Annotated in this window: 25 protein-coding genes; 14 read left to right on the forward strand and 11 right to left on the reverse strand. The window is 55.4% G+C overall.

Features of this window, described 5'->3' with window-relative positions; all coding sequences use genetic code 11:
- Window positions 1–27 precede the first annotated feature (27 nt).
- Window positions 28–252: a YdcH family protein gene (locus ACR0L3_RS00545; RefSeq protein ID WP_170325931.1), complete on the reverse strand. Its 225-nt coding sequence runs from the start codon at window positions 250–252 to the stop codon at window positions 28–30.
- Between the two features lie 163 nt (window positions 253–415).
- On the opposite strand from ACR0L3_RS00545, the gene ACR0L3_RS00550 reads away from it, so the two are divergent.
- The 3 genes from ACR0L3_RS00550 (at window position 416) to ACR0L3_RS00560 (ending at window position 2,024) form a co-directional block, all read left to right on the forward strand.
- Window positions 416–829: an Hsp20 family protein gene (locus ACR0L3_RS00550; protein WP_058275530.1), complete on the forward strand. Its 414-nt coding sequence runs from the start codon at window positions 416–418 to the stop codon at window positions 827–829.
- Window positions 830–834: 5 nt separating this feature from the next.
- Window positions 835–1,059, forward strand: a complete 225-nt coding sequence (locus ACR0L3_RS00555) for a DUF1150 family protein (protein WP_480742821.1) — start codon at window positions 835–837, stop codon at window positions 1,057–1,059.
- Window positions 1,060–1,145: 86 nt separating this feature from the next.
- A complete protein-coding gene (locus ACR0L3_RS00560; RefSeq protein WP_480742822.1) occupies window positions 1,146–2,024 on the forward strand; it encodes a PhzF family phenazine biosynthesis protein in 879 nt (292 codons plus the stop codon).
- A gap of 28 nt (window positions 2,025–2,052) precedes the next feature.
- On the opposite strand, the gene ACR0L3_RS00565 is transcribed toward ACR0L3_RS00560, so the two are convergent.
- From ACR0L3_RS00565 to trxB, 4 genes are all read right to left on the reverse strand, one after another.
- The gene (locus ACR0L3_RS00565; protein WP_480742823.1) at window positions 2,053–2,895 is read right to left on the reverse strand and encodes a glycosyltransferase family 32 protein; all 843 of its coding nucleotides are present in this window, start codon (window positions 2,893–2,895) and stop codon (window positions 2,053–2,055) included.
- Window positions 2,896–3,013: 118 nt separating this feature from the next.
- Complete coding sequence (locus ACR0L3_RS00570) at window positions 3,014–4,732, reverse strand: bifunctional sulfate adenylyltransferase/adenylylsulfate kinase (RefSeq protein WP_480742825.1); 1,719 nt, start codon at window positions 4,730–4,732, stop codon at window positions 3,014–3,016.
- A gap of 201 nt (window positions 4,733–4,933) precedes the next feature.
- Window positions 4,934–6,619, reverse strand: a complete 1,686-nt coding sequence (locus ACR0L3_RS00575) for an adenylate/guanylate cyclase domain-containing protein (protein ID WP_480742826.1) — start codon at window positions 6,617–6,619, stop codon at window positions 4,934–4,936.
- A gap of 128 nt (window positions 6,620–6,747) precedes the next feature.
- Window positions 6,748–7,689 carry a thioredoxin-disulfide reductase gene (gene trxB / locus ACR0L3_RS00580; RefSeq protein WP_480742828.1) on the reverse strand — a complete coding sequence of 314 codons (942 nt, stop codon included), beginning with the start codon at window positions 7,687–7,689 and terminating at the stop codon, window positions 6,748–6,750.
- Between the two features lie 223 nt (window positions 7,690–7,912).
- Here trxB and ACR0L3_RS00585 point away from each other — a divergent pair, with 223 nt between their 5' ends.
- Window positions 7,913–8,413 (forward strand): Lrp/AsnC family transcriptional regulator, encoded by a 501-nt coding sequence (locus ACR0L3_RS00585; protein WP_480742829.1) that lies wholly within the window; start codon window positions 7,913–7,915, stop codon window positions 8,411–8,413.
- A 116-nt stretch (window positions 8,414–8,529) separates the two neighbouring features.
- On the opposite strand, the gene ACR0L3_RS00590 is transcribed toward ACR0L3_RS00585, so the two are convergent.
- The 4 genes from ACR0L3_RS00590 to lgt all read right to left on the reverse strand — a co-directional run bounded on the left by ACR0L3_RS00590 (window position 8,530) and on the right by lgt (window position 12,746).
- Window positions 8,530–9,312 carry a Hint domain-containing protein gene (locus tag ACR0L3_RS00590; RefSeq protein ID WP_480742831.1) on the reverse strand — a complete coding sequence of 261 codons (783 nt, stop codon included), beginning with the start codon at window positions 9,310–9,312 and terminating at the stop codon, window positions 8,530–8,532.
- Between the two features lie 727 nt (window positions 9,313–10,039).
- Window positions 10,040–10,798 carry a peptidoglycan editing factor PgeF gene (pgeF, locus tag ACR0L3_RS00595; RefSeq protein WP_480742833.1) on the reverse strand — a complete coding sequence of 253 codons (759 nt, stop codon included), beginning with the start codon at window positions 10,796–10,798 and terminating at the stop codon, window positions 10,040–10,042.
- On the reverse strand, window positions 10,795–11,862 hold the full coding sequence (locus ACR0L3_RS00600) for a class I SAM-dependent methyltransferase (RefSeq protein ID WP_480744623.1): 1,068 nt from the start codon (window positions 11,860–11,862) through the stop codon (window positions 10,795–10,797). The genes pgeF and ACR0L3_RS00600 overlap by 4 nt, the downstream gene beginning before the upstream one ends.
- Window positions 11,859–12,746, reverse strand: a complete 888-nt coding sequence (gene lgt / locus ACR0L3_RS00605) for a prolipoprotein diacylglyceryl transferase (RefSeq protein WP_480742835.1) — start codon at window positions 12,744–12,746, stop codon at window positions 11,859–11,861. Before lgt ends, ACR0L3_RS00600 begins: the two co-directional genes overlap by 4 nt.
- 97 nt (window positions 12,747–12,843) lie before the next feature.
- Between lgt and ACR0L3_RS00610 the strand changes: the two genes are divergently transcribed.
- The 5 genes from ACR0L3_RS00610 to ACR0L3_RS00630 all read left to right on the forward strand — a co-directional run bounded on the left by ACR0L3_RS00610 (window position 12,844) and on the right by ACR0L3_RS00630 (window position 16,050).
- Window positions 12,844–13,092 (forward strand): accessory factor UbiK family protein, encoded by a 249-nt coding sequence (locus ACR0L3_RS00610; protein WP_171669487.1) that lies wholly within the window; start codon window positions 12,844–12,846, stop codon window positions 13,090–13,092.
- Between the two features lie 324 nt (window positions 13,093–13,416).
- Window positions 13,417–13,917, forward strand: coding sequence for a type III secretion system chaperone family protein (locus ACR0L3_RS00615; RefSeq protein WP_480742837.1), 501 nt, complete (start codon window positions 13,417–13,419; stop codon window positions 13,915–13,917).
- A gap of 36 nt (window positions 13,918–13,953) precedes the next feature.
- On the forward strand, window positions 13,954–14,769 hold the full coding sequence (gene proC, locus ACR0L3_RS00620; RefSeq protein ID WP_480742839.1) for a pyrroline-5-carboxylate reductase: 816 nt from the start codon (window positions 13,954–13,956) through the stop codon (window positions 14,767–14,769).
- Window positions 14,762–15,100 (forward strand): tRNA-binding protein, encoded by a 339-nt coding sequence (locus ACR0L3_RS00625; RefSeq protein ID WP_480742840.1) that lies wholly within the window; start codon window positions 14,762–14,764, stop codon window positions 15,098–15,100. Before proC ends, ACR0L3_RS00625 begins: the two co-directional genes overlap by 8 nt.
- A complete protein-coding gene (locus tag ACR0L3_RS00630; RefSeq protein ID WP_480742842.1) occupies window positions 15,100–16,050 on the forward strand; it encodes a 2-hydroxyacid dehydrogenase in 951 nt (316 codons plus the stop codon). Before ACR0L3_RS00625 ends, ACR0L3_RS00630 begins: the two co-directional genes overlap by 1 nt.
- On the opposite strand, the gene ACR0L3_RS00635 is transcribed toward ACR0L3_RS00630, so the two are convergent.
- Window positions 16,047–16,625, reverse strand: a complete 579-nt coding sequence (locus tag ACR0L3_RS00635; protein ID WP_480742844.1) for a thymidine kinase — start codon at window positions 16,623–16,625, stop codon at window positions 16,047–16,049. The genes ACR0L3_RS00630 and ACR0L3_RS00635 overlap by 4 nt on opposite strands.
- A gap of 357 nt (window positions 16,626–16,982) precedes the next feature.
- On the opposite strand from ACR0L3_RS00635, the gene ACR0L3_RS00640 reads away from it, so the two are divergent.
- Window positions 16,983–17,444, forward strand: a complete 462-nt coding sequence (locus tag ACR0L3_RS00640; RefSeq protein WP_480744625.1) for a hypothetical protein — start codon at window positions 16,983–16,985, stop codon at window positions 17,442–17,444.
- A gap of 171 nt (window positions 17,445–17,615) precedes the next feature.
- Window positions 17,616–18,134, forward strand: a complete 519-nt coding sequence (locus tag ACR0L3_RS00645) for a GNAT family N-acetyltransferase (RefSeq protein WP_480742845.1) — start codon at window positions 17,616–17,618, stop codon at window positions 18,132–18,134.
- Window positions 18,135–18,257: 123 nt separating this feature from the next.
- Here ACR0L3_RS00645 and ACR0L3_RS00650 read toward each other — a convergent pair whose 3' ends face one another.
- The gene (locus tag ACR0L3_RS00650) at window positions 18,258–19,382 is read right to left on the reverse strand and encodes a beta-ketoacyl-ACP synthase III (protein WP_480742847.1); all 1,125 of its coding nucleotides are present in this window, start codon (window positions 19,380–19,382) and stop codon (window positions 18,258–18,260) included.
- A 167-nt stretch (window positions 19,383–19,549) separates the two neighbouring features.
- Between ACR0L3_RS00650 and ACR0L3_RS00655 the strand changes: the two genes are divergently transcribed.
- Genes ACR0L3_RS00655 through ACR0L3_RS00665 form a run of 3 tightly spaced genes read left to right on the forward strand, consistent with a single transcriptional unit; the run spans window position 19,550 to window position 24,103 of the window.
- Window positions 19,550–20,017, forward strand: coding sequence for a MarR family winged helix-turn-helix transcriptional regulator (locus tag ACR0L3_RS00655; RefSeq protein ID WP_480742848.1), 468 nt, complete (start codon window positions 19,550–19,552; stop codon window positions 20,015–20,017).
- Complete coding sequence (locus tag ACR0L3_RS00660; RefSeq protein ID WP_480742849.1) at window positions 20,014–21,051, forward strand: efflux RND transporter periplasmic adaptor subunit; 1,038 nt, start codon at window positions 20,014–20,016, stop codon at window positions 21,049–21,051. The genes ACR0L3_RS00655 and ACR0L3_RS00660 overlap by 4 nt, the downstream gene beginning before the upstream one ends.
- Before the next feature lie 10 nt (window positions 21,052–21,061).
- Window positions 21,062–24,103 carry an efflux RND transporter permease subunit gene (locus ACR0L3_RS00665; protein ID WP_480742851.1) on the forward strand — a complete coding sequence of 1,014 codons (3,042 nt, stop codon included), beginning with the start codon at window positions 21,062–21,064 and terminating at the stop codon, window positions 24,101–24,103.
- The last annotated feature ends 13 nt before the right edge of the window (window positions 24,104–24,116 follow it).

Consider the following 24,116-nt stretch of genomic DNA (forward strand, 5'->3'; position numbering starts at 1 on the left):
CGGATTGTGAAACCGTCTGCCTAGGCGCTATGCAATGATATCCGGCGTCAGGCGATCTTCGATCAGCCGAATGATATCCTTCAACCGCAGTTTCTGCTTCTTGAGCCGTTTGATCGTCAGCTGGTCGGCCGTGCCGGTGGCTTGCAGCGCCTCGATCGCTTCGTCCAGATCACGGTGCTGTCGGCGGAAAACCTCCAGCTCGACCCGCAAAACTTCGTCTGTTTTCATCGAAAGATCGGTGGGCGCGTTCATGGGCGACTCAGTGGTTGTTGTGGTGCTTACCACACAAGATAGTGTCTCAGGGTTTATCCGGCCAGACCTTGTGGACATCCCTGTATATTCCCATATTCTATCTTACGCGGTTGCCGCTACGGGGCCGTAAAACACGTCGCTTTGGCAAAAAGGACGACAATACGTGTCAAAACTTACTCTTGGCTCATACCCGCATCTTTTGGGGTTCGAGCAGTTGGAACGCCTTTTGGAACGGTCTGCAAAGGCTGGCAACGAAGGGTACCCGCCTTATAATATCGAGCAGACCTCGGATTTTTCATACCGCATTACATTGGCCGTCGCCGGCTTTGCGGAAGAGGATTTGTCGATTACCATCGAGGATCGCCAATTGGTGATCCGAGGCCGTCAACGCGACGACAGCGAAGGGCGTATATTCCTTCATCGCGGTATTGCGGCCCGTCAATTCCAGCGCATGTTCGTGCTGGCTGATGGCGTCGAGGTCGGCGAAGCGATCATGGAAAACGGCTTGCTGCATGTGGACTTGACCCGTGCCGTTCCAGAAACCGTGGTGCAAACAATCAATATAAGAAAGGGGTAAGAGCTATGAATACACCGATTGAATTGAACGCCGAAGGCGACCGGATCGTTTATGTAAAAGCAGTCGACGTTGCAGATCTGCCTCGGGAAGTTCGCGAACAGGCTGGTGATCTTGACCAGCTATATGCGGTTCACGATTCCGAAGGTCAGCAACTGGCACTGGTTGCCGATCGCAAGCTGGCATTCGTTCTGGCGCGCGAGCACGACTTTTCACCGGTTGCTGTGCACTGAGCCAAACGATTTCCCCGTGACATCTGCCGCCCCGTGGGTGAGATATGCGGACCCGTAACGGTTCGCATATCCATAAGGGGCAATACATGAGCTGGTTTGACTTTGACTGGGTAGATGCCTTTAGCGACAGCGCTTTTGGCGGCAACGGTTGCGCCGTGGTTCACTGCGGGGCGGTTTTGCCCGAAGAGGTCTGCACCGCTTATGTGCGCGAAACGTCTCTGGTTGAATGCACGTTTACTGGGCCATCCGAAGTGGCTGATATCAGGGTGCGTTATTTTCTTGCCAGTCGGGAAATCCCGTTCGCTGGTCACCCCACCATTGCGACCGTTGCCGCAATGCAGTCGCGCGGCCTGTTTCAGGGCGACGCACTGACATTGGAAACGGGTGCGGGGATCGTTTCGATCCGACTGAACGGTGCCGAGATTGAGATGACGCAAGTCGCGCCGCAATTCGGTAACCTTGTCCCGACCGATTTGGTGGCTGCCGCCGTCAGCCTGCCCGAGGAAGCTATCGTCTCGCCGCCGCAGTTTGTATCTACCGGACTGCCTTTCTGCATTACGGTGCTGCGCGATCATGACGCCCTGCGTGCCGCAAAACTGGATGTGGACGCTCTGCGTAACGTTTCTGCAAAAGCTGGTTATTCCGGTTCGGATATGGCTGAACCTTTCCTCGTGAGTCTCAAAGGCGCAACGGACGCTGGGGATACATTTTCGCGCCTTCTGATGGCTCCTCCTAACCCGGCTGAGGACCCATTCACTGGATCCGCGACCGGTGCGATGGCTGCCTATCTTTGGAAATACGGTTTGATGTCAAAGGACAGCTTTATCGCTGAGCAGGGCCACGACATGGGTCGGCCTGGTCAGGCTATCGTGACGCGCGTAGGTCCAGCTGACGCTATGACCGGCATCAAGGTCACCGGGCGCGGGTATGTGTTGATGCGTGGGCAAGTCGATTTGCCGGAATAAATTCACTGAACTGCGCTTCTACTCGAACCTATGGTGCCAACCAACCTTCGGGTAAAATTGGGTTCAAACTGGGATCAATGTCATGCCGGTCGCACAGATATTGTAAATAAGATCCACGTCCCGGTAAGCCGTTCATCTGTTTCAGCATCACCCGTTTTTGATGGCCATAAATATGAACTGAATGTACGGCGTCTCTTTCGATCTCAGCGATTTGAATTCTCGAGTGGTGCAGTTTCCACAGCTCCTTCGGCGACAACGGGTAGAAAACATCACTTTGCATCGCGTGACTGTATTCATTCGTCTGACGTAGATAGTGCTCAAAAGACTTTGGTCCGGAACTGCCCCAAGGCAGCGCTTCTATGCCCCAAGTCTCTCCATTTCGGATGCGCCTTCGGTTGTGGCGATGCAGCCGGGCCCCACGCCAAGGTTGGGTTGGGTTTTTCGTCGTTACAAACTCCAGCATCAGTGTCAAAGTTTCGCTGTCCGGAGGCAGGCGAAGAACGCCAGTGGGGAAGTTTCCAGTATGCGATTGACCGAATACAAAAACGTTTGGAAAGTCGAACGGTTTGACGCAGTAGGCATCCAAGTCCACCCAGATGAAATCGGTCTGCCGCATCAGGTGTAATCTGAAGATATCGGAGAATACAGCGACGCCCTGCCTGTCCGCGCCGTGCAGCTCAAACGGAGCAGGCCAGAAAATGTCGCTGGCTGATCGTATCTCGACACCGTCGGGAATACCTTCGATCTGATGAGTAGAATAGAGAATGAATTGATGACCTTGATCCAAATAGGACTGGATACATAGCTCCTCTACCCAACTTAAGTCTGATCCAAACCAGAAACTGGCGATAGTGGGCAAAGTTGAGGTCATGTGCGTGTTGCGCTTGGATCTGATCCTGCAACTGCACCAAGGCGCGCGCGCGATGTCAATCAAGGAAAACGAAAACGGCCCCCGGAAACCGGAGGCCGTCTGCAAATTTCGAAAGCAGTTACGATGCCGCGATCAGACCCATGCTTTCCAGCTTGAGCAGCACCTGATGGGCGCAGTTATCGACGTCGACATTCTCGGTCTCGACGCTTAGCTCGGGGTTCTGCGGAACGTCATAGGGGTCCGAGATCCCGGTGAACTCTTTGATCTTGCCTTCGCGCGCAAGTTTGTACAGGCCCTTGCGGTCACGGCGTTCGCATTCCTCGATCGAGGTCGCAACATGAACTTCGCAGAAGGCGCCGAACTGTTCGATCTCTTCGCGAACCGCCCGGCGGGTGGTGGCGTAAGGCGCGATCGGAGCGCAGATGGCGATGCCGCCGTTCTTGGTGATTTCCGAAGCCACATAGCCGATACGGCGGATGTTCAGATCACGGTGTTCTTTCGAGAAGCCCAGCTCCGACGACAGATTCTTACGAACAATGTCACCATCCAGCAGCGTAACCGGACGGCCACCCATCTCCATCAGCTTGACCATAAGCGCGTTGGCGATGGTGGATTTGCCCGAACCCGAGAAACCGGTGAAGAACACGGTAAAGCCCTGTTGGCTGCGCGGCGGTTTGGTCTTGCGCAGTTCTGCCACAACCTCAGGGAAACTGAACCACTCGGGGATTTCCAGACCTTCGGCTAGACGGCGGCGCAATTCGGTGCCCGAGATGTTCAGGATCGTGACGTTTTCCTTGTCCTTGATCTCGTCATTCGGCTCGTACTGCGCGCGTTCCTGCACATAGACCATGTGTTTGAAATCGACCATCTCGACGCCGATTTCATCCTGGAACTGGCGGAACAGATCTTGCGCGTCGTAGGGGCCATAGAAATCTTCGCCCTGACTATTCTTACCGGGGCCCGCGTGGTCACGACCGACGATAAAGTGGGTGCATCCGTGGTTGGCGCGGATCAGGCCGTGCCAAACCGCCTCGCGCGGGCCAGCCATACGCATCGCCAGGTTAAGCAGCGACATTGACGTGGTCGAAGCAGGGTATTTGTCCAGAACAGCCTCGTAACAGCGGACACGGGTGAAGTGGTCCACATCGCCCGGCTTGGTCATACCGACAACGGGGTGAATCAACAGGTTGGCTTGCGCTTCCTTTGCGGCGCGGAAAGTCAGTTCCTGGTGTGCGCGGTGCAGCGGGTTGCGGGTCTGGAACGCAACGATACGGCGCCAGCCCAGCTTGCGGAAATAGGCGCGCAATTCGTTCGGGGTGTCGCGACGACCGCGGAAATCATAGTGGATGGGCTGTTGGATGCCGGTCACCGGACCGCCCAGATAAACCTTGCCTGCAACGTTGTGCAGGTAGTTCACGGCGGGGTGCGCATCGTCGTCAGCGCCAAAAACCTTCTCGGCCTCGTTCGCCTTGTTCGGGGTCCAGCGGTCGGTCACGGTCATGGTGCCGAGGATGACGCCTTCCTGGTCACGCAGGGCGATGTCCTGTCCCAGTTCGATCTGTTCAGCAAACTCTTCGTTGACGTCCAATGTGATCGGCATCGGCCACAGTGTGCCGTCAGCAAGTCGCATATTTTCAACGACGTTGTCGTAATCAGCCTCGCTCAGAAAACCTTTGAGCGGGTTGAAACCGCCATTCATCAGCAGTTCAAGATCGCAGATCTGGCGTGGGCTTAGGTCCCAGCTGGTCAGGTCAGCGGCTTCTACTTTCAGCTTTTGGGCCGACTCATAAGATACATAAAGTTCTGGGATAGGAGCCAGATTGCTTAACATCGTCATAGGAATACTCGTGTCGAAGTGCGGTTTTACCGGTGATTCAAGGGTACTTGCGGGGCATGTGCCCCGACTTTTTGGCGAAGTCCATATACATTCACAAAACAAAGAACGATATGCGCGGTTTTTGACCGGATTGGAAGGATTTTCCGGTTCGCGAGGCATTTCGCGACTGGAATCCCGTTGGTGCGCTTCGTTTTGTCGAATTTAGTGTGCGTGTTCTTCTGCCGCCATTTCTGGCAGCAAGTTTGCTGCATCGGCTACTGGAAGGGCAGGGATCGGTTGTGTCACACCGCGCAGATCAAAGGACTTCAGATCGCTCAGGTCGCCGTCATATCGCGCTGCGTGCAGCAACTCTGCCGAGACCAAAAGCTCGACCCCTAGTGCTTTGGTCTCGGCTTCCAAACGGCTGGCTACATTCACAGCGTCACCAATGATCGTGCGAGCTGCATTGCCTGCGGCACCGATTTCGCCAAGTACGAGGTCACCCAAGTGAAGGCCCATGCCGATACGAATTCTGGAACTGCCTTCGGTTTCAAGTTGCTGGTTAAAGCGGTCCAACGCACGACTGACATCTGCGGCTGCCTTCAAGGCGGCCCGGGCAGAGCTTTCGGCATCAGGCGTTTCGAACACGGCCAGAAGACCGTCGCCCATGTATTTGTCGACAATGCCGCCATCCGCCGTGATCGCTGGGACAATCGCGTCAAAGAACCGGTTCAGCAGGAACACGATATCATAGGGCAGTTGGCCTGTGGTTCGCGACGTGAACCCGCGCATATCCAGAAAAAGAACTGCCAATTTACGTTCTTGCCCCTGACTAGCATGCGCTCTGTTGCGTCCACCGCCTGGTCGGAACATGCGAAAGGCGGTTATCGGTTCGGTGGGGCGAATTTGACAAGCCAGTCTGGCGCCTTCTGGGGCACTGACGGCGGCAAGGCTTCGGGCTTCGACTTCGCTGGGGGCAGGGAGGTTGTGACCCCCGTCCTCGACAATCACGCGGCAGGTAGTGCATCGCCCCTTGCCCCCGCATAAGGATGTATGTGGAATGCCATTGGCCTGCGATATCTCAAGTAGGGTCATGCCCTTTTCAGCCACAACTTCGGGCCCATCGACATAGGTTACCCTTACTGAATGTCGGCGGCGCCACAATTTTCGGACGACGAAGACGGTCAAAGAAACACCCAATGCCGCTCCAAAAGCCGCGAGAGCGTTGTTTTTGACGCTGAACATGGTCTGAAACGCTTCGGGCGACGGCCAATTGTAGTGTTCAATATATTGATCGCGCAGAAACGGGTCCGCGAAATCGGCCCATAAGCGCCGCCCTTCCGTCAACAGACCGGCCAGAGCAAACGAAGGCACAAAAACTGCTGCACCGATCAGATAGGGCACGGTCTTTGACCACCAGCGTGTCAACCTCAGCCACATGTGCAGTCCGATACAGCTGTGAACCCAGACAACCAGCAACAAAAGGCTTTGAGTCCAAATCGCAGAACTGGGCCACATCAGTGCGATGATGTATCCCATTTCGTCGTTGACGTCGTAGATTTCATGGGCATAGCGCGTATGCACGATGTGCGAGATCAGTTGCAGAGGGATCAGCAGGCCCAGTATCACCTGCAAAGCCATGCTGAACGGCATTCTCATCGTGCGGCGCTGGCTAATGGAAAAAAGGGCCAACCCGGCGTGAGTAAATAGCGCCAAGTAGATGATCACACTGCCCAGAACGTGCCGCGTGACGGCTTGGCGTCCATCTTGCATACCGTGCAAATAGTCGGTGTGAAACAGGCCTAGCCCAATATTGATAAAGTGAAAAAAAGCATAAGCAAACAGGACCAGGCCACTGCTGATCCTCAGCCGGGTCGTCCACCCGCCTTGCCATAACACACTTTTCAATCAAGCCACCTGTATTCGCTAAGCTTGTCGCTGAGTCTGATACGTGCGCTCGAAGGGGTCAAGCAGAGGTTGTACGGAGCAAGAGAGTTTAGAATTCCCCGCATAGTGCGGGGAATTCCGAATGTCTGTTAGTCGTTCTCGGCCAGAAAGCGCTCGGCATCTAGTGCGGCCATGCATCCCATGCCAGCGCTGGTGACCGCCTGGCGATAAATATGGTCTGTCAGGTCACCTGCGGCGAACACACCAGGTACCGATGTCTCGGTCGAGCCCGGCTTGGTCACGACATACCCGCCCATATGAGTTTCCAGCGTGTCCTTTACCAACTCGTTCGCCGGAGCGTGGCCGATCGCTACGAAAACGCCCTTACAAGGGAGTTCACTGATCTCGCCGGTTTTCACGTTCTTGACGCGCACAGCTTCCACGCCCAAAGGCGCATCGGAGCCAACCACTTCTTCCAACTCGTGGAACCAAAGTGGTTCAATCTTTTCGTGCTTCAATAGGCGGTCTTGCAGGATCTTCTCAGCCCGCAGTTCGTCGCGACGGTGGACCAGCGTAACTTTGCTGGCGAAGTTTGTCAGGAATAGCGCTTCTTCCACAGCAGTGTTACCGCCGCCGATTACCACGATTTCCTGCCCGCGATAAAAGAAGCCGTCACAAGTGGCACAAGCTGAAACGCCAAAGCCCTTGAACTTCTCTTCCGAGGGCAGTCCCAGCCATTTGGCGCGGGCACCAGTCGCCAGAATGACCGCATCGGCCGTGTAAGTGGTGCCGCTATCGCCTTTAGCAGTGAACGGTCGCTTCGAGAGGTCCAAGTCGCTGATGATGTCACCGATGACCTCGCAGCCCATCGCTTTGGCATGGTCTTGCATGCGTACCATCAGATCGGGCCCTTGAACCTCGGTATCGCCTGGCCAGTTTTCGACTTCGGTGGTGGTGGTCAGCTGGCCGCCAGGCTCGATACCCTGAACCAGAATCGGTTCCAGCATCGCGCGGCTCGCGTAAACGCCTGCAGTATAACCGGCCGGTCCCGATCCAATGATCAGAACCTTAGTGTGACGTGTGTCGGCCATGGTACCCCCAACTCGATCTGCCTGATGTGGGCGTGCAGCCCTTGGCCGATGGATATAGCGACCCCTTTGCCGCGCTTAAAGCCCCTTCCTGTTTGGCACCCGCTATGCGTCCAATGAATGGCGCCAGAAATAATATTGAAAACAAACAATATTGCGCATTCACGAAAGATTATTGCGCATCCTCAGGGTGCTGATATAACAACCGAAAAATCAGGAGTATTTGATGGTCGCGATACGGCTGGATGAGATTGACCGCAAGATACTGGCAGAATTGCAGGCAGACGGTCGTATGACCAACGTCGAGTTGGCAAAACGTGTCGGGATTTCAGCCCCGCCTTGCCTTCGCCGTGTCCGCACGTTGGAAGAATCGGGTCTGATCCGCGGTTATCACGCCGATGTAAATTCGCGCGAGTTGGGATTTGAGGTTCAGGTCTTTGCAATGGTCGGCCTTGAAAGCCAAGCCGAAATAGAACTGAGCGCTTTCGAGGAACGCTGTCGGGAATGGCCACTGGTCCGGGAATGCCACATGCTGAACGGCGAAGTGGATTTCATCCTGAAATGCGTGGCACCGGATCTTAGTAGTTTTCAGCAGTTCCTTACGGGCGAGCTGCTGACCACACCGAACGTGGCCAGCGTCAAAACTTCGCTTGTCATTCGCGGCGCGAAGGACGAACCCGGTGTTCCCTTTGACGTTTTGGAAGAACGGATGAGCCGGACGGCCTAAATCCGATTGTCGCAGGATGCGGTTTCATAGGTGGCAGCAAGGCTGTCACCATCAAACATAAAATCCAACTCAGAAATAACTGCATAATGCCCCCACATTGCAGAACTCGTTAACGTTTAGGCGGTAATCGCATCTACCTCGCCATCCCCGGCACGCGGAAAGACCAGTGGCCCGAAATCGTTCAGTGATTCGACGTGCGCGAACAGGTTCAGGTAAATTGATCGCAGCGAATGGCTTACTCTGCGAACTGCGCTAAGGCCGGGGTGGTAGGTTTCAAACTGCAATCCATCGACCTTGATAACCGCGTGCCGTTTGAGACAGATGTGAAACAGCTCAATCGGCGTCGGTGGCAGTGTTTCAATAACGCTTGTGCCATCCTGAAATTCATGTACCGGCGTCAACACCTGACCACCGCCGTGCAGATGTCGCAGGTGTGCCGGAGTGCCCAGCAACCGCGCGGCGGGACCGGCAATCACACCTGACATTGGTTTTTGCATACCAAACGTGTCCGCCATGATACGTGTCAGTGGTCGGGTTCGACCTTGTGAATCTTCGCGACCGGGAATGAGGGTGACAGAGCCCTTCCAAAGTACGGTTTCAGATTTGTTGTTTTGCGTCAGAACAGTATCTCCGGGCAACAGATCTTCGATTGCTGTCGGCCCGGATTCAGTTTCGACAAGCGAGCCCCGAGTAAAGGCGCAGAATGCGTCTTCGAAAAAGGGCAAAGCGGGCGCGATGTGACGCGTCTGGACGACATCACCATTTTTCATCAGCGTACTGACTTCATAGCGCCGCAGCTGCGCCTTTGCCTTGGTCGTTGGTCTTGGCGCGTCTCGCAGTAACGGCGAGGTCCCAACGGCGTTTCTAGCGGCGCGCGCTAAAGAATTTGGAATAGCCATTCAAGTCCGTCCCTTCTAGTTTCCGCACAGGCAGGTTGAACCCCCGTGCAGGCCCACCTGTTCGGTTCCTTTTTTGCCTTGAAAGAGAACGGTGACCGCAGGATGACAAACGAGAAGACCGTTTGTTTTACTAATAATTCCTACACTCTTGGTCATCACATTGACCCCCCAGACAAACTCATAACAACGCAGGCGAAATTGCCGACGACACATGCCCCAAAACCTGAACCGCACAAAATACGAGCGGTAGGTCGCACATCGGATCGGAGCACCCCTCCGTTGCGCGTCTTGCCCCCTGAAGCCGGCAGCTTGGTTTCAGGGGATTTGAGTCAGCGCCGAGCTGCCAAGCGGCGCACGACCCTGATCGATTGACTGGAAACCCGTTTCCACGGCATTTCCACCTGTTGCTTTCCAGTGGCCGCGATCACGGCACTTAGAAAGCGCGACTTCGTTCTCATTTCGTTGCCCTGCTCGCTTAGGGGTATTCACCCCACTTTCCTCTCACCCTTCAATGTGCCGAGCCATTACGGCGGCGATAAGGCTGATCCGGGATGAATTCAGGACACTCGGAGTTTTGCGATTCCCTTTGGCTGGTACTGCCGCGCTCTACTGGAGAATCGACCGATAAACACCTGAGAGCGGACAATAATTCTTGAACTGTCGGGAATCACAAAACACAAAAAATGTGGCAAAATAGCGGCCAAATCGCCACAATTCAGACCTAACCTTAAAGTTTTATGGCGGAAATCAGGCGACCGTAGTCGGCTTCCTTCGCGTGGGTCGATCGGCGGTAGGAATAGAATCTGTCAGGATCGGAATAGGTGCAATGGCGGGTCCATTCGGCTTGGCCAATGCCCGCTTGCCGCAATCTGTGCAGCCCGAATCCAGGTAAGTCAAATTGCAGTCTGTCCTCTTTGCCATTCGCAAAGAATCTCAGGTTTTCCGAGGAATCCGCGACAAATTCGTCCAGAAAATCCGACCCCACTTCATATGCGGCCTGCGAGATCGAGGGGCCAATCACCGCCATGGTATTTTCCCGCTTTGCACCCAAGGATTCCATGGCTTCCAGCGTTGCCTCAAGCACACCATCAAGTGCGCCACGCCACCCTGCATGAGCAGCGCCGATCACGTTTGCGTCAGTATCTGCGAACAGAACCGGCTGACAGTCGGCAGTGAGAATCGTCAAGGCCAGACCCGGAGTTGCCGTGACCACAGCATCAGCCTTGGGTTTCTCGCCGTTGATGGGGGCGTCCACAGTCAGAACCACAGGCGAATGGATCTGATGCACTCCGATCATCGCGTCGGGATCGACTTCCATGGCGCTGGCCACTCGGTTGCGATTGACCGTAACGGCCTCGGTCTGATCCGAGGAGCCATAGCCACAATTGAGCCCTGCGAAAATACCCGAAGAGGCTCCTCCGCGGCGGCTGAAAAAACCGTGGCGCAGTGGGTCCAGCAAATCTGAAGTCAGAATTTCCAAGGTCATGGTTCCAGTCCCGGTGGGGGTGCGGCAGGAGAAGGATAGAGGCCAAGCACTTTGAACAGGTTTCCCATTTCTTCCGGGTGCGTCAACCGGCGATGTGCGGCAATCAGGCCATCGCGTTGTGATCCGCTCATTTGTGCAGCGAGTGCTTGTGCTCGGGTCGTTATTCCCAACCGTTCAAGAAACACACCTTGCGGCGTCAGGCGCGAATGGGCGCATCCAGCGGCGCGGGTCGCCAAGGCCAACGGCTCGAAATCCACATGCGCGGTAAGATCAGCCTGACCGGGCATGGTAAGCGGATTTGAGTGTTCATGGTTGCGCAGTGCTTGGAACGTATCGCCCTGCGAATGCCAATCACCGTAATCCACAATCACACCGGCACCACCATACGTACCGATTCGTCCTGCGATCACGGTAATGATGGGGATTGCCGCTGCGCACAACTCGACGATATCGCCGTCTTTGGTATCGTTCAGTCGATCTTTTAGCGCAACTTGCTCGACTGAAGGTCCAAGTCCCCAAATCAACGTGTGACCGTCCGAGCCGATTAGCCGTTCTCGCCATCCATCGCCATCACGCTGGAATTGACGGATGGGCAGCGCATCGAAGAATTCGTTAGCGACCAAAAACAGCGGAGCTTCGGGTAGATCCGTAACTGACTCGATCCAACGCGGGTTATATTGCTCAAGTGTTTCGGCCTGTATGTTTCTGAGCGTGGGTGACGCTTCAAGCAGCACGATTTCGGATGCGTCCAGAAACCCCGGCACACGGGATGTGGCGCGCAGTAGGTCCGCCATTAACGTTCCACGACCAGGCCCGAGCTCGGCCAGAATGAAGTGCTCTGGGCTTCCCTGATCGAGCCAGCTTTGTGCCAGTGACAGACTAATCAGTTCACCGAACATTTGACTGATCTCGGGGGCGGTGATGAAGTCCCCTTGCGTACCCAGTGGATCGCGGTTGGTGTAGTATCCATGTGTAGGGTGCAGTAGGCATTCTGCCATGAAATCGGCCACATTCATTGGGCCGTCTTGTGCGATCCGCGCCAGAAGATGATCCGTCAGACTCATGGTGTCGATCTTGCGCGCAAGGCAAACCACAAGCCAAGAGCGATCATCGGCACCGATAGCAATTGGCCCATCGTTAGCCCGAATCCACCAATGTGCCATGCTAACCCCAACGGATTGTCGGGCGAGATAAACTGCGCATCCGGCTGCCGGAAAAATTCAACGATGAACCGTGAGGCACCATAACCCGCCAGAAATAGGCCCATGATTAAGCCAGGCTTGTGAAATGCGCCGCGGCGGTAGGCGAGCCATATGAGCAAAGCGCCAAGAAAGAGTCCCTCCAGCGCTGCTTCGTAAAGCTGCGAGGGGTGTCTTGCGCACATACCGGCCACAACGCCGGGACAATTCTGAGCGGCAGCACCGGGGAAAATCACCGCCCAGGGCAGTTCACTTGGTCGACCCCAAAGCTCGGCATTGACGAAATTTGACAGGCGCCCCAACAACAATCCCGGCGGCACCGCGTGGGCAATCAGGTCGGCCAGGGACAAAATCGGGATACGGTGACGCAACGCATATAGGTATGACGCGGCTACAACACCCAGAAGCCCACCGTGGAACGCCATACCGCCCTGCCAAACCTTTAGAATCTCTATCGGATTCGAGAGGTAATAAGAGGGCTGGTAAAAAAGCACGAAACCAAGCCGACCGCCCAGAATCACGCCTAAGATGATCCAGGTGATCAGGTCCTCAAGCTGTTCAGGCTTCAAAGGCGGTGTTGCGTTGGGCCACAAAGCCGGACGGCGCAGCGCCATCACCCCCATTCGCCAAGCAATCAAGATACCGGCGATATAGGCCAGAGCGTACCACCTGAGAGCAAACTCCATCCCGAATAACGATATCGAGAACAATTCGGGCGACAGATCGGGAAAATTTAGAACAGCCTGCATGTGCGTCTCATTGCCCGGGGTTAGCGGGGCAAGTCAACCTTGAGCCCGAGCCATTCTTTCCCCATATAAAGACCAACCGCGATATCGGAGTAAACCCATGCAAACCCGCAACAAGATCCTTGATGACGTTTCCCAGCTTATGACTAACGCCATGGGCGTGGCGCAAGGCGCGCGGGAAGAGGCCGAGAATGCGATGAAGTCGATGATCGACCGCTGGCTGGCCGACCGTGATTTTGTGACGCGCGAAGAATTTGATGCAGTTCGCGCGATGGCCCAAAAAGCGCGAGAAGAAAATGCCGCGCTCGAGGCGCGAATTGCAGCACTAGAAGCGAAGCTGGAAAAGTAACGCGGGCGCGTTTCCTGATCTTCAAACTTTTGGGACGAACGAAAATCACCGCGCAATCTGAGTTTGGATTGTGCGGTGTTGTGCATCTTGCAGCCATATAAAATTTTATCAAGACAAAGCTGCTCGTCGCGCCAATATTTTGATCGCCGTTGCCGTTCGTCCACAACTTATTGCTGTTATCCCCAATAAATAGGGTTGCCAGAACCCATCTCGCGTCGCACCATATTTAGTACAGGCCAATGGGGGAAGCCCGGCTTGTAGAGCAGGCAACTAGTGCTGGGGCGCTGTCGGCCCCAAAATGCTAGAGATTAGTGAGGTGGCATTATGGCCCTTTCCGAGCAGTTTCTCGAAGAAGACCTTCATCCGATCGATATAGTTGAACATCTTGCAGAACATCACGACTGGGACTTTGACCGGATCGGAGATGATCAGATTGCCATGGCTGTTGAGGGGCAGTGGCGCACATACTCGATCACCTTGGCCTGGTCGAACTATGACGAAACACTCCGGATGGTGTGTTCGTTCGAGATGGAGCCTCCCTCGGATCGCGAATCCGAGTTGTATGAGCTATTGAACAAGATGAACGATCAGTGCTGGGCAGGGGCGTTCACGTATTGGGCCAATCAAAAGCTGATGGTTTATCGGTATGGTCTGGTTCTGGCTGGTGGCCAGATGGCCAGCCCGGAACAAATCGACACAATGATCACGGCAGCGGTCCTTAGCGCCGAACGTTACTACCCTGCGATCCAACTGGTCACATGGGGCAACCGTACCCCAGAACAAGCGATGCAAGTCGCCATTGCAGAGGCCTACGGCCGCGCGTAAAGCTTTGCCCCAAACCGAGTAAGGAGAGGGGCAATCATGGACATGTCACGCGTCGCCGAGCAGGGGCTGGTTCTTCTGGGATGCGGCAAGATGGGATCGGCCATGCTCGCCGGATGGTTGGAGCATGGCCTTCCCGTGTCGGCGGTCTGGGTCATCGATCCTAACCCTTCTGATTGGTTGAAGGCGCAGGGCGTCAACATCAATACACCTTTGCCAGAAGCACCCGCAGTCGTGCTGGTCGCCGTTAAACCGCAAATGATGGGCGAGGCCCTACCTGCGATCAAAGCGCTGGGTGGTGGCGGTAGCCTTTTTGTTTCGGTCGCCGCGGGGACGTCGATTGCGACGTTTGAAAGCGTACTGGGCGAGGGGACTCCGATTGTACGGGCCATGCCGAACACTCCGGCGGCAATCCGGCAAGGGATCACAGCGCTGATCGGGAATGCGAACGCCTCAGATACAGACGTTGCGCTGGCTGAAAACTTACTCTCTGCCATTGGTGAGACAGTCGTCCTAGAGGACGAGGGGCAGATGGACGCCGTCACCGGCCTCAGCGGATCAGGTCCTGCTTATGTCTTTCACCTGATTGAGACGCTCGCGGCTGCGGGTCAAGCGCAGGGCTTGCCGCATGAACTGGCGATGAAGCTGGCGAAATCCACCGTCGCGGGGGCAGGGGCGCTTGCCATGGCGGCCAAAGAGGACCCATCGCAACTGCGCATCAACGTGACATCACCCAACGGCACAACGCAGGCTGCGCTTGAAGTCCTGATGCACGAAGAAGAAGGCTTTCCTGACTTGCTGCATCGCGCAGTCAAAGCCGCAACCGACCGATCTAAGGAGCTGTCTCGTGAGTGAGATTACATTTGACGACTTTCTCAAGGTAGACATCCGCGTGGGCAAAGTAATCCGCGCCGAGCCGTACCCCGAGGCCCGTAAGCCCGCGATCAAGATGTGGATCGACTTTGGAGACGAAATTGGTGAGCGAAAAACCTCGGCCCAAGTTACCGCTCATTACGATCCCTCTACTTTGGTGGGGAAACAGGTGATGGCGGTCGTCAACTTCCCTCCGCGTCAGATCGGTCGTTTCATGTCAGAAGTTCTGGTGCTGGGACTGCCCGATGAGAATGGTGAGATCGTCTTGATCGGTCCCGACGGTGATGTTCCCGTCGGTGGGCGGATGCACTGATGAAGCTGCTGATTGCCCGCCCCATGACGGCCGCGGTCGAGGCCCGTGCTCGTGCAGAGTTCGACGTGGAGATCCGCGCTGAGACCTTACCGATGACGCGCGATGAAATGCTGCGTGCCCTAACAGAATTCGACGTTGTTGTGCCAACGCTCGGCGATCTTTTCTCGGCGCAGGTCTTTGCCGAAGCTCCGGCCCCACGTTGCAAACTGCTGGCTAATTTTGGGGTTGGCTATAATCACATCGACGTTGACGCCGCGCGTGCCGCAGGCGTCGCGGTCACCAATACGCCAGGCGCGGTAACGGACGCCACCGCAGATATCGCCATGACACTGTTACTGTCCACCGCCCGTCGCGCGGGTGAAGGTGAACGGATGGTTCGTGTCGGAGATTGGCAGGGTTGGCATCCGACGCAAATGCTGGGTCATCATGTGACGGGCAAACGCGTTGGTATCGTTGGCATGGGTCGCATCGGTCAGGCCATAGCCCGACGCTGCCATTTCGGTTTTGGTATGCAGGTTTTGTATCAGTCGCGCGGCCCAAAGGACGTCGAATTCCCAGCCGAGTATATCCCTGACTTGGCGGCGCTCGCCGCATCGGTGGATTTCCTTGTAGTTGCCGTTCCCGGAGGAGCAGAGACCAGCCATCTGATCGACGCACAGGTACTGGAGGCCATGAAACCCTCGGGCATTCTGATCAACATCGCGCGCGGAGAAGTGGTTGACGAAGCCGCCCTGATCACTGCCCTGCAATCAAGCCAGATCGCGGGTGCCGGGTTGGACGTCTATGAATTTGAACCCGTCGTACCGCAGGCCCTGCTTGATATGGAAAACGTGACACTGCTGCCGCATCTGGGTACTGCGACCGAGGAAGTTCGAACGGATATGGGGCATATGGCACTGGACAACGTCGCGGCCTTTTCTTCGGGCCGCCCGCTGCCCAATCCAGTTTAAGACCCGACTGCCTCACGCCAGTGTTTGCGGCAAAGAGACACATAAGTCTCGTTGCCGCCGATCTGCACCTGTGCGCCCTCGGTAATGGTATTGCCGTTCTCGTCCTGACGAATCACCATAGTCGCTTTGCGACCGCACTTGCAGATTGTGCGGACCTCGCGCATTTCGTCGGCAAGTGCCAGCAAAGCCGCCGAACCCGGAAACAAATGCCCCTGGAAATCAACTCGTAGCCCGTAGGCTAGGACCGGCACTTTTAAGTCATCTACCGCGCGGGCCAACTGCCAGACTTGTTCTTCGGTTAGAAACTGCGCCTCATCGACAAAAACGCAGGCAATCTTGCTCTGCTTCTGATGCCTTTCGATCATGGCGAAAACATCGTCGCTGGCAGAAAACGTATCGGCCTCGGCGGAAATTCCGATCCGAGATGCGATCTTGCCTAAGCCGGCGCGCCCGTCCAGCGCGGCGGTCATCAGATAGGTGTCCATGCCCCGTTCGCGATAGTTGTGCGAGGCCTGCAGCAACACGGTCGATTTGCCCGCGTTCATAGTGGAATAGTTGAAGTAAAGCTTTGCCATGCGTCCGGGTCTAATTCGGCAGACCGACCTGGGCAAGGCGGCAAAAGCCGTAAAAGAAGCGACGTCGCCGTTGTCGTTGCAGAGGCAGAGCATATGCTCAAAAGGGGATGGATCCCCCGCGTCCACAACAGCGACGCCGTCGGCCAACATGCGGCCTATACAAAGCGAGGCTTAAATAGCGCCCCGCAACCACTCGTTACCGGCCAGAACGGCCTCCACTCACTCACAAAACCCCCGCATATCTGAGGGATAGCCAACATATGACATTTCAACTATGACTGGACTATGGGAAATTTCCTGTCCCTTTCCCCCACACTGGCAGATGTTGTGGGTGAGGCAGGCAGCAAGGGTAAAATTATGGCAGATATCGGGGCCTATCTGAAAAAGCACACAGAAGCTTTGGTCAAAGACGTTGGCATTGAATCTGCTTGCGAGATTACCGGCAAGTCTAAGGCGACACTGGGTAGGTATTATTCGGACAATGCCGAACATGCTGACCGTTTCATGCCCGTTGACGCCGTTGCCCGGCTAGAGGCTGTGTCGAACTATCCGCATGTAACGTCAGCGTTGGCTGATCTGAAAAATATAACCCTGTCGTATGATGGCCGAAACACAGACACTCCGCGCACCGGCGGTGTAAATTCGGACGTCATCGCCCTGAGCCAACGCTTCGCAATGCTGATGACCGAATATCAAGCGGCCATCGAGGACGGCATCATCACCGTGAACGAGGCCAAGCGCCTGCTCAAGGAAACCAGCTTGCTGCAACAGGTTCTGATTGAGATGAAGCTGCATCTGGAAGAAGAAAGCGTTAGCTAGGGTGATCGTTGACCTTCCTTTAGGAATTGCAGCTGACATGAGTTTCGAATGTCTGATTTGCGGACCAACCAGACTTTCGCCGCATCCGCACCAAAGTCCGCTTCTGGTTCTTGGGCAATTGCTTCACAATAAATAATAGTAAAAATTCCTCTTGAGAGTAGAGGGTTGAGCGTGACAGAAATTGCAGTTCGGCTGGCCAGCAATGGAGAGGACATTGAAGCCGCTCGTGCGCTATGCCGCGAATGGTTGGATTGGCACTGGGAAAACTATCCAACTGATTGGCCTCGGGGCGACGACCATCCGATGGACCCTGTCAGCTTTGAGGCGGTCCTGAAGAATTTGCCAAAACTGCACGAACGGCCACTTGGCGGCATTCTGATTGCATCAGTTGATAGCAAACCTATGGGGTGCGTCATGTATAGTGAAGCCAGTCTAGGAACCGCTGAATTTAACCGAATGTTCGTGCGTCCTGCTGGTCGCGGCCATCGCCTTGGTCGAAAGCTTCTAGAGCACATGTTCGAGCAGATGGCCGCTGACGGCTACACCCGGGTTTTCTACTCATCCGCAACTTTTTTGACGCATGCACGCGCAATGTATGAGAAGGCTGGTTTCGTCCCAATGCCACATCCAGAGGGCTTTCCCCATTCTTGGCGCGACAAAGTCTATTTCATGGAAAGATCTCTCACCTGAGCTATCGTCTATCGCTCGGTTAGGTCCATCCAAAGCTGCCGTTAAGTCGAAATGCAGAATTAGTGGATTGGGCTCACAGCAGTCAGTTTAACACGCTTTTGCGTTACTTCTGGAAACTGGCCGTTATCCGTGCCGCTTCACAATCACTGAGCCCACCGAATACCCCGCCCCGAACGAACAGATCAGGCCCACATCCCCATCCGTCAGATCATCAGAATACTTGGAAAACGCGATGATCGATCCGGCGGAGGACGTATTGGCATAGTCCTGCAAAATGTTGGGTTGCTCACCTGCCTCGGGCTCTCGGCCCAGCACCTTTTTCCCGATGAAATCGTTCATGGTTTTGTTGGCCTGATGCAACCAAAGGCGTTTCAGGTCTGCGCTGGTCAGCCCCTCAGCTTCCATGTGATCCGAGATGTGCTTGCTGACCATAGGTAGCACTTCTTTGAACACTTTGCGGCCGTTCTGCATGAACTGCATGTCGCGGCGGTCGACCACTCCGTCAGGGCGCGAGCGGCGCAGAAAACCGTTGTTGTTTCGGATGTTGTTTGAAAACGAGGTGGCGCAGCGGGTGGAAAGAACTTCGAAATGCGGACCCATCGCGTCCTCGATCCGCTCGACCAGAGTTGCCGTGGCCACATCGCCGAAAATGAAGTGACAATCCCGGTCACGCCATTCCAGATGACCCGAGCAAATCTCGGGGTTCACAACCAACGCTGAACGGACCGAGCCCGAGCGGATCATGTCCGCCGCTGCCTGAATTCCAAACGTGGCCGAGGAGCAGGCGACATTCATGTCAAAGCCAAACCCTTCGATCCCCAATGCTTGCTGAATTTCAATCGCAATCGCGGGATAGGCGCGTTCGTGGTTTGACGCGGCGCAGATCACCAGATCGACATCCGCGGCCTTACGACCTGCTTGAGCCAGCGCCTTGTTGCAAGCGTCCACTGCCATCTCGGTCATGATGCCCGGCTCGTCATCACTGCGCTGGCGCAGCTCGGGATGCATCACGTCCGGGTTTAGAACACCGGATTTGTCCATCACGTAACGGTTGTGGATACCCGACGCCTTGACGATAAACTCCTCCGAGGAATGCTGCACCGCGTCCATTTCACCCGCTGCAATCGCATCGGCATTCTTGGCGTTCTGCTTGTCGGCATAGGCGTTAAACGCGGAAACAAGTTCAGCGTTGGTGATGACGCTTTCGGGCGTGAAAACACCTGTGCCGGTGATTGCGGGCGTATACATAGCAGGTCCTGCAAGTTTCGAACCCGCTTAAAATGCAGTCGCAGCAGAATTTGATCAAGGGAAGGTGACCTAACGGAATATACTGGGATTGAACAAATTCAGTTTCATATCTTGAATAGTTCATAATTTGAAGTATATGGCGCCTCACGCGTGTACGGAGCCCCGATATGTCAGAAGATATCAGTACCAGGCTTGATCGTCTCAGCCCCGAGATCCAATCCATCATGGGTGTGTACGCCCTGTATTGGAAACTGGAAGAAACATTCGACTGCATCGAAACGAACCTGAGCCATTTGGAATGCCACATGTTGATCAAGCTTGATCAACCCAAACGGATGGGCGTTCTGGCAGCAGACATGCTGAGTGTTCCGTCGACCATAACGGCCACGGCGGATGGCCTTGAAAGGGCTGGATATCTGACCCGCGAACGTGACCCCGAAGACCGCCGGGCTTGGCTGTTGGTTTTGACAGAGCAAGGCGAAGAAGCCCGAAATATGCTGGTTTCCGAAGCAGGGGAGTTGTTCCACCGCGCCTCGGGGCTGGACGCTGAAGAAACAGCTGAATTCGCGCGTTTGGCGCGCAAAATCCGAGACAACATACTGAAAACGGGAATTCCCGAGGGATTAACGAAATGAAACTCCTATCTGTTCTGAGCGCGGCTCTGATCGCGTTAACCACGCAGGTCTCGGCTCAAGAGGCAAGCAAGCCAGTCAAACTGATGCAGGTGCGTGAAACCTCTCCGGGATTTTCGCGTCAGTTCTTCGGGCGCGTTGCGGCTAGACAAACCGTTGACCTGGCTTTTCAGGTCTCAGGTCAGATTGTCGAGATGCCGGTGACAGAAGGATTTGTAATCCCCAAAGGTGAGTTGATCGCGCAATTGGATCAGGAACCCTTTCAACGCCGGTACGACCGTGCGCTTTTACAAAAGGATCAATCCGACCGAACCGTGGCGCGCTTGTCGCGCCTGCGCGGGACGACTGCAAGCCAAGTGGCTGTTGACGACGCCGAGACCGAGGCGCAGCTGGCAGATATCGCTGTTAGAGACGCCGAATACGATCTGGAGCATGCCACATTGACCGCTCCGTTCGATGCACTGGTGTCCAGCCGTGCGGTTGAAGCCTTTACAACAGTATCCGCTGGCGCACCGATCGTGCGCATCCACGACATGTCCGAGCTGCGAATCGAAGTCGATGTACCTGAGATTCTGTTCCAACGCTCAGGTCAGGAAGAAGACATCAAGATCACTGCGAAATTCCCGGTCAGTGATGAAGTCTTTCCCTTGCAGATCCGTGAATTCGATGCCGAAAGCTCGACTGTCGGACAAACGTTCCGCATCCAGTTCGGTCTGACCCCACCCGAGGGTTTGCAAATTCTTCCAGGTTCTTCTGTGACCGTGAATGTTCAGGTTCAGGATGGCCTGACCGGTATTGTCATTCCAGCCTCTGCAATTGTGGCTGATGCCGATGGTGGGTTGGGTGTTATGGTGTTTTCGCCGGTTGGGGCTGATGAAGGCACTATTCGCCTCGTGCCCGTGACCATTGAACCCACTCAAACTGGTGAGGTTCGGGTCCTGACCGGGTTGTCGGATGGTGACGAAATCGTGGTCGCCGGGGGTGCCGCCTTGACCGATGGTCAGGCCGTTCGCCGCTTTACCGGCTTTGCGAATTGAGGGCCGGCAGATGAACATTGCACGCGCCTCAATCGATCGACCGATCTATACGTGGCTGATCATCCTGATAGCGCTGTTTGGCGGTATCTGGGGTTTCATGTCGCTGGGTCGTTTGGAAGACCCGGCCTTCACTATCAAAAACGCCGTCATTGCAACGCAGTATCCTGGAGCAACAGCAGAGGAAGTGGCGCTGGAGGTCTCGGAACCTTTGGAGTCTGCCATTCAGCAGATGGGAGAGGTTGACACGATAACCTCAGTCAACCAACCAGGCTTTTCGCTGATCGAGGTCGAGATCAAATCGACCTATGACGGCACCGAATTGCCGGAAATCTGGACCAAGTTGCGTGCCAAAGTGCGTGACGCCGCCCGCGTGTTGCCATCAGGGGTCAGCCAGCCACTGGTGAATGACGGGTTTGGCGATGTATTCGGGTTGTTCTATGCCGTTACTGCCGATGGTTTTTCGGATGCTGAGAAACACGAGCTATCCACTTTCCTGCGGCGCGAGTTGCTGACCGTTCCCGGTGTTGCGGACGTTGAGGTGATGGGGCTTCCAGACGAGGCAATTTTTGTTGAGCCTGATCTGGCCATTTCTGTAAACCAGAATGTGCCGATTGCGGCGATCAACGAAGCCATTGCCAATGCGGACTCGGTGAACGCGTCAGGCTCGGTCCGCACAGAAAACGACCGCACAACGATACTGACTGCTGAAGGGTCGGATACTGTATCGGCCATCGCGGGGTTGTCTTTGGGATCGCAAGGGCAGGTCATCAACCTGTTCGATATGGCGCACGTGTTTCGCGGACGTCAGACCGACCCCGAAGTCATGATCCGGTTTAATGGCGCTGAAGCATTCACACTGGGTATCGCGGGCTTGTCGACCGAAAACATCGTCGAAGTCGGTCAACGCGCTGACGCCAAGTTCGCCGAGTTGGATTCGCAAATCCCGTTTGGCGTTGAAATCCTGCCGATCTACCAGCAGCACGTTGTGGTCGAGCAAGCCTCGAACGACTTTTTGGTCAACCTGGCCATGTCGGTCACTATCGTTGTGGCAGTGCTGGCTATCTTTATGGGTTGGCGCGCAGCGGTGGTTGTGGGCTCGACCCTGTTGCTGACGGTTGTGGGGACACTGCTGTTCATGTCGATGTTCTCAATCGAGATGGAGCGGATATCGTTGGGCGCCTTGATCATTGCAATGGGCATGCTTGTGGACAACGCCATTGTGGTCGCCGAGGGAATGCAGATTGCCATGTTGCGCGGCAAGAATTCGCGCGATGCTGCGGATGAAGCAGCTTCCAAGACACAGATCCCACTGCTGGGAGCCACAGTCATTGGCATCATGGCCTTTGCCGGCATCGGCCTAAGCCCGGACGCCACAGGGGAATTCCTGTTTTCGCTATTTGCGGTTATCGCCATTTCGTTGCTGCTCAGCTGGGTGTTGGCATTAACGGTGACGCCGATGCTGGGGCACTATTTCTTCAAGCAGGCCGAAGTGGGGGCAGTGGACGCTTATGGCGGTGTTATGTTCCGTGTCTACGGCGCAATCCTGCGTGGCGCTCTTCGGTTCCGCTGGCTAGTAATTGCTGGCCTTGTGGGCGTTACGGCGATTTGTTTCGTAGGGTTCGGACAGGTACGGCAACAGTTCTTTCCAGACTCGAACACGCCTTTGTTCTTTGTTCACTATAACTTGCCTCAAGGCACGCCCATCGAGCGTACGGCTGAAGACATGGCAGTGTTCGAAGATTGGTTGGCCGAACGCGAGGATGTTGTTTCGGTCGCCACCTTTGTCGGACAAGGCGCAACCCGGTTTCTGTTAACTTATTCCGCAGAAAAACCGAATCCAGGCTATGGCCACATGATCATCCGCACCAACACGCTGGATGATATCCCGGCCTTGCAAGCAGACCTGGAAACGTTCGGTCAGGCGCAATTCCCCGAAGGCAAGTTTCGGACCAAGCGACTGATCTTTGGTCCCGGTGGTGGAGACCCGATCCAAGCTCGGTTTTCGGGCAGTGATCCAGCTGTGTTGAGACAACTGGCCGATGAGGCGGTCCTAAAAATGCGCGAGGCATCGCCCAATGCCTTGAACGTTTATCATGACTGGCGTGAACAAGAGTTGGCTGTACAACCCATTTATGCGACCGAGCGCGCCCAGACCGCGGGCGTCTCACGTGAAGACATTGCCGCGACGTTGCAGTTTTCGACAGACGGTATTGTCGCTGGCGAATTCCGCGAACGCGATCGTTTGATCCCCATCATCCTGCGCCGACCAGCGGATGGCGACTATTCGATCGTGGATCAGGTGGTGTTCTCGGATGAATCGCAAAGGTTCGTACCAATCGAACAAATGGTCGATGGTTTCGAATACAAACCGCTGAATACGCTGGTTCATCGTCGTGATCGGGTGCTTACGATCACTGTTGGAGCGGACATCCCGCCGGACATGACAGCAGCGCAGGTTCATACCGAAGTGCGTGCAGCCATCGAAGCCATGGAATTGCCGCCGGGCTACCGAATGGAATGGGGCGGTGAGTTCGAAAACGCGGGCGAAGCCAATGAAAGCCTGGGCAAGCAACTGCCGCTGAGTCTTTTGATCATGGTGTTGATCTCGGTGTTGATCTTCAATGCGGTGCGTCAGCCAATCATCATCTGGTTACTGGTGCCAATGTCTGTGAACGGGGTTGTGATCGGATTGTTGGGCACTGGCTTGCCGTTTACCTTCACGGCGCTTCTGGGGCTGCTTAGCCTGTCCGGTATGCTAATCAAAAACGGCATCGTTCTTGTCGAAGAGATCGATCTGGTTCGTGCTACTGGAAGGCCACTGCGTGAGGCGATTATCGAAGCCTCGGTATCGCGTCTGCGGCCTGTGATGTTGGCTGCGATCACCACCATATTGGGTATGGCACCACTGCTGACGGATGCGTTCTTCCGCTCGATGGCCGTGACCATCATGGGTGGTCTGGCTTTTGCAACGATCCTTACAATGGTCGCGGCTCCGGTCTTCTACATGGTTTTCTTTGCGCGCGATGAAAAACGCGAGGCCGCACAAGCCTGATGGACACCGGGCG

This window comes from Ruegeria sp. CK1 (genome assembly GCF_056536545.1).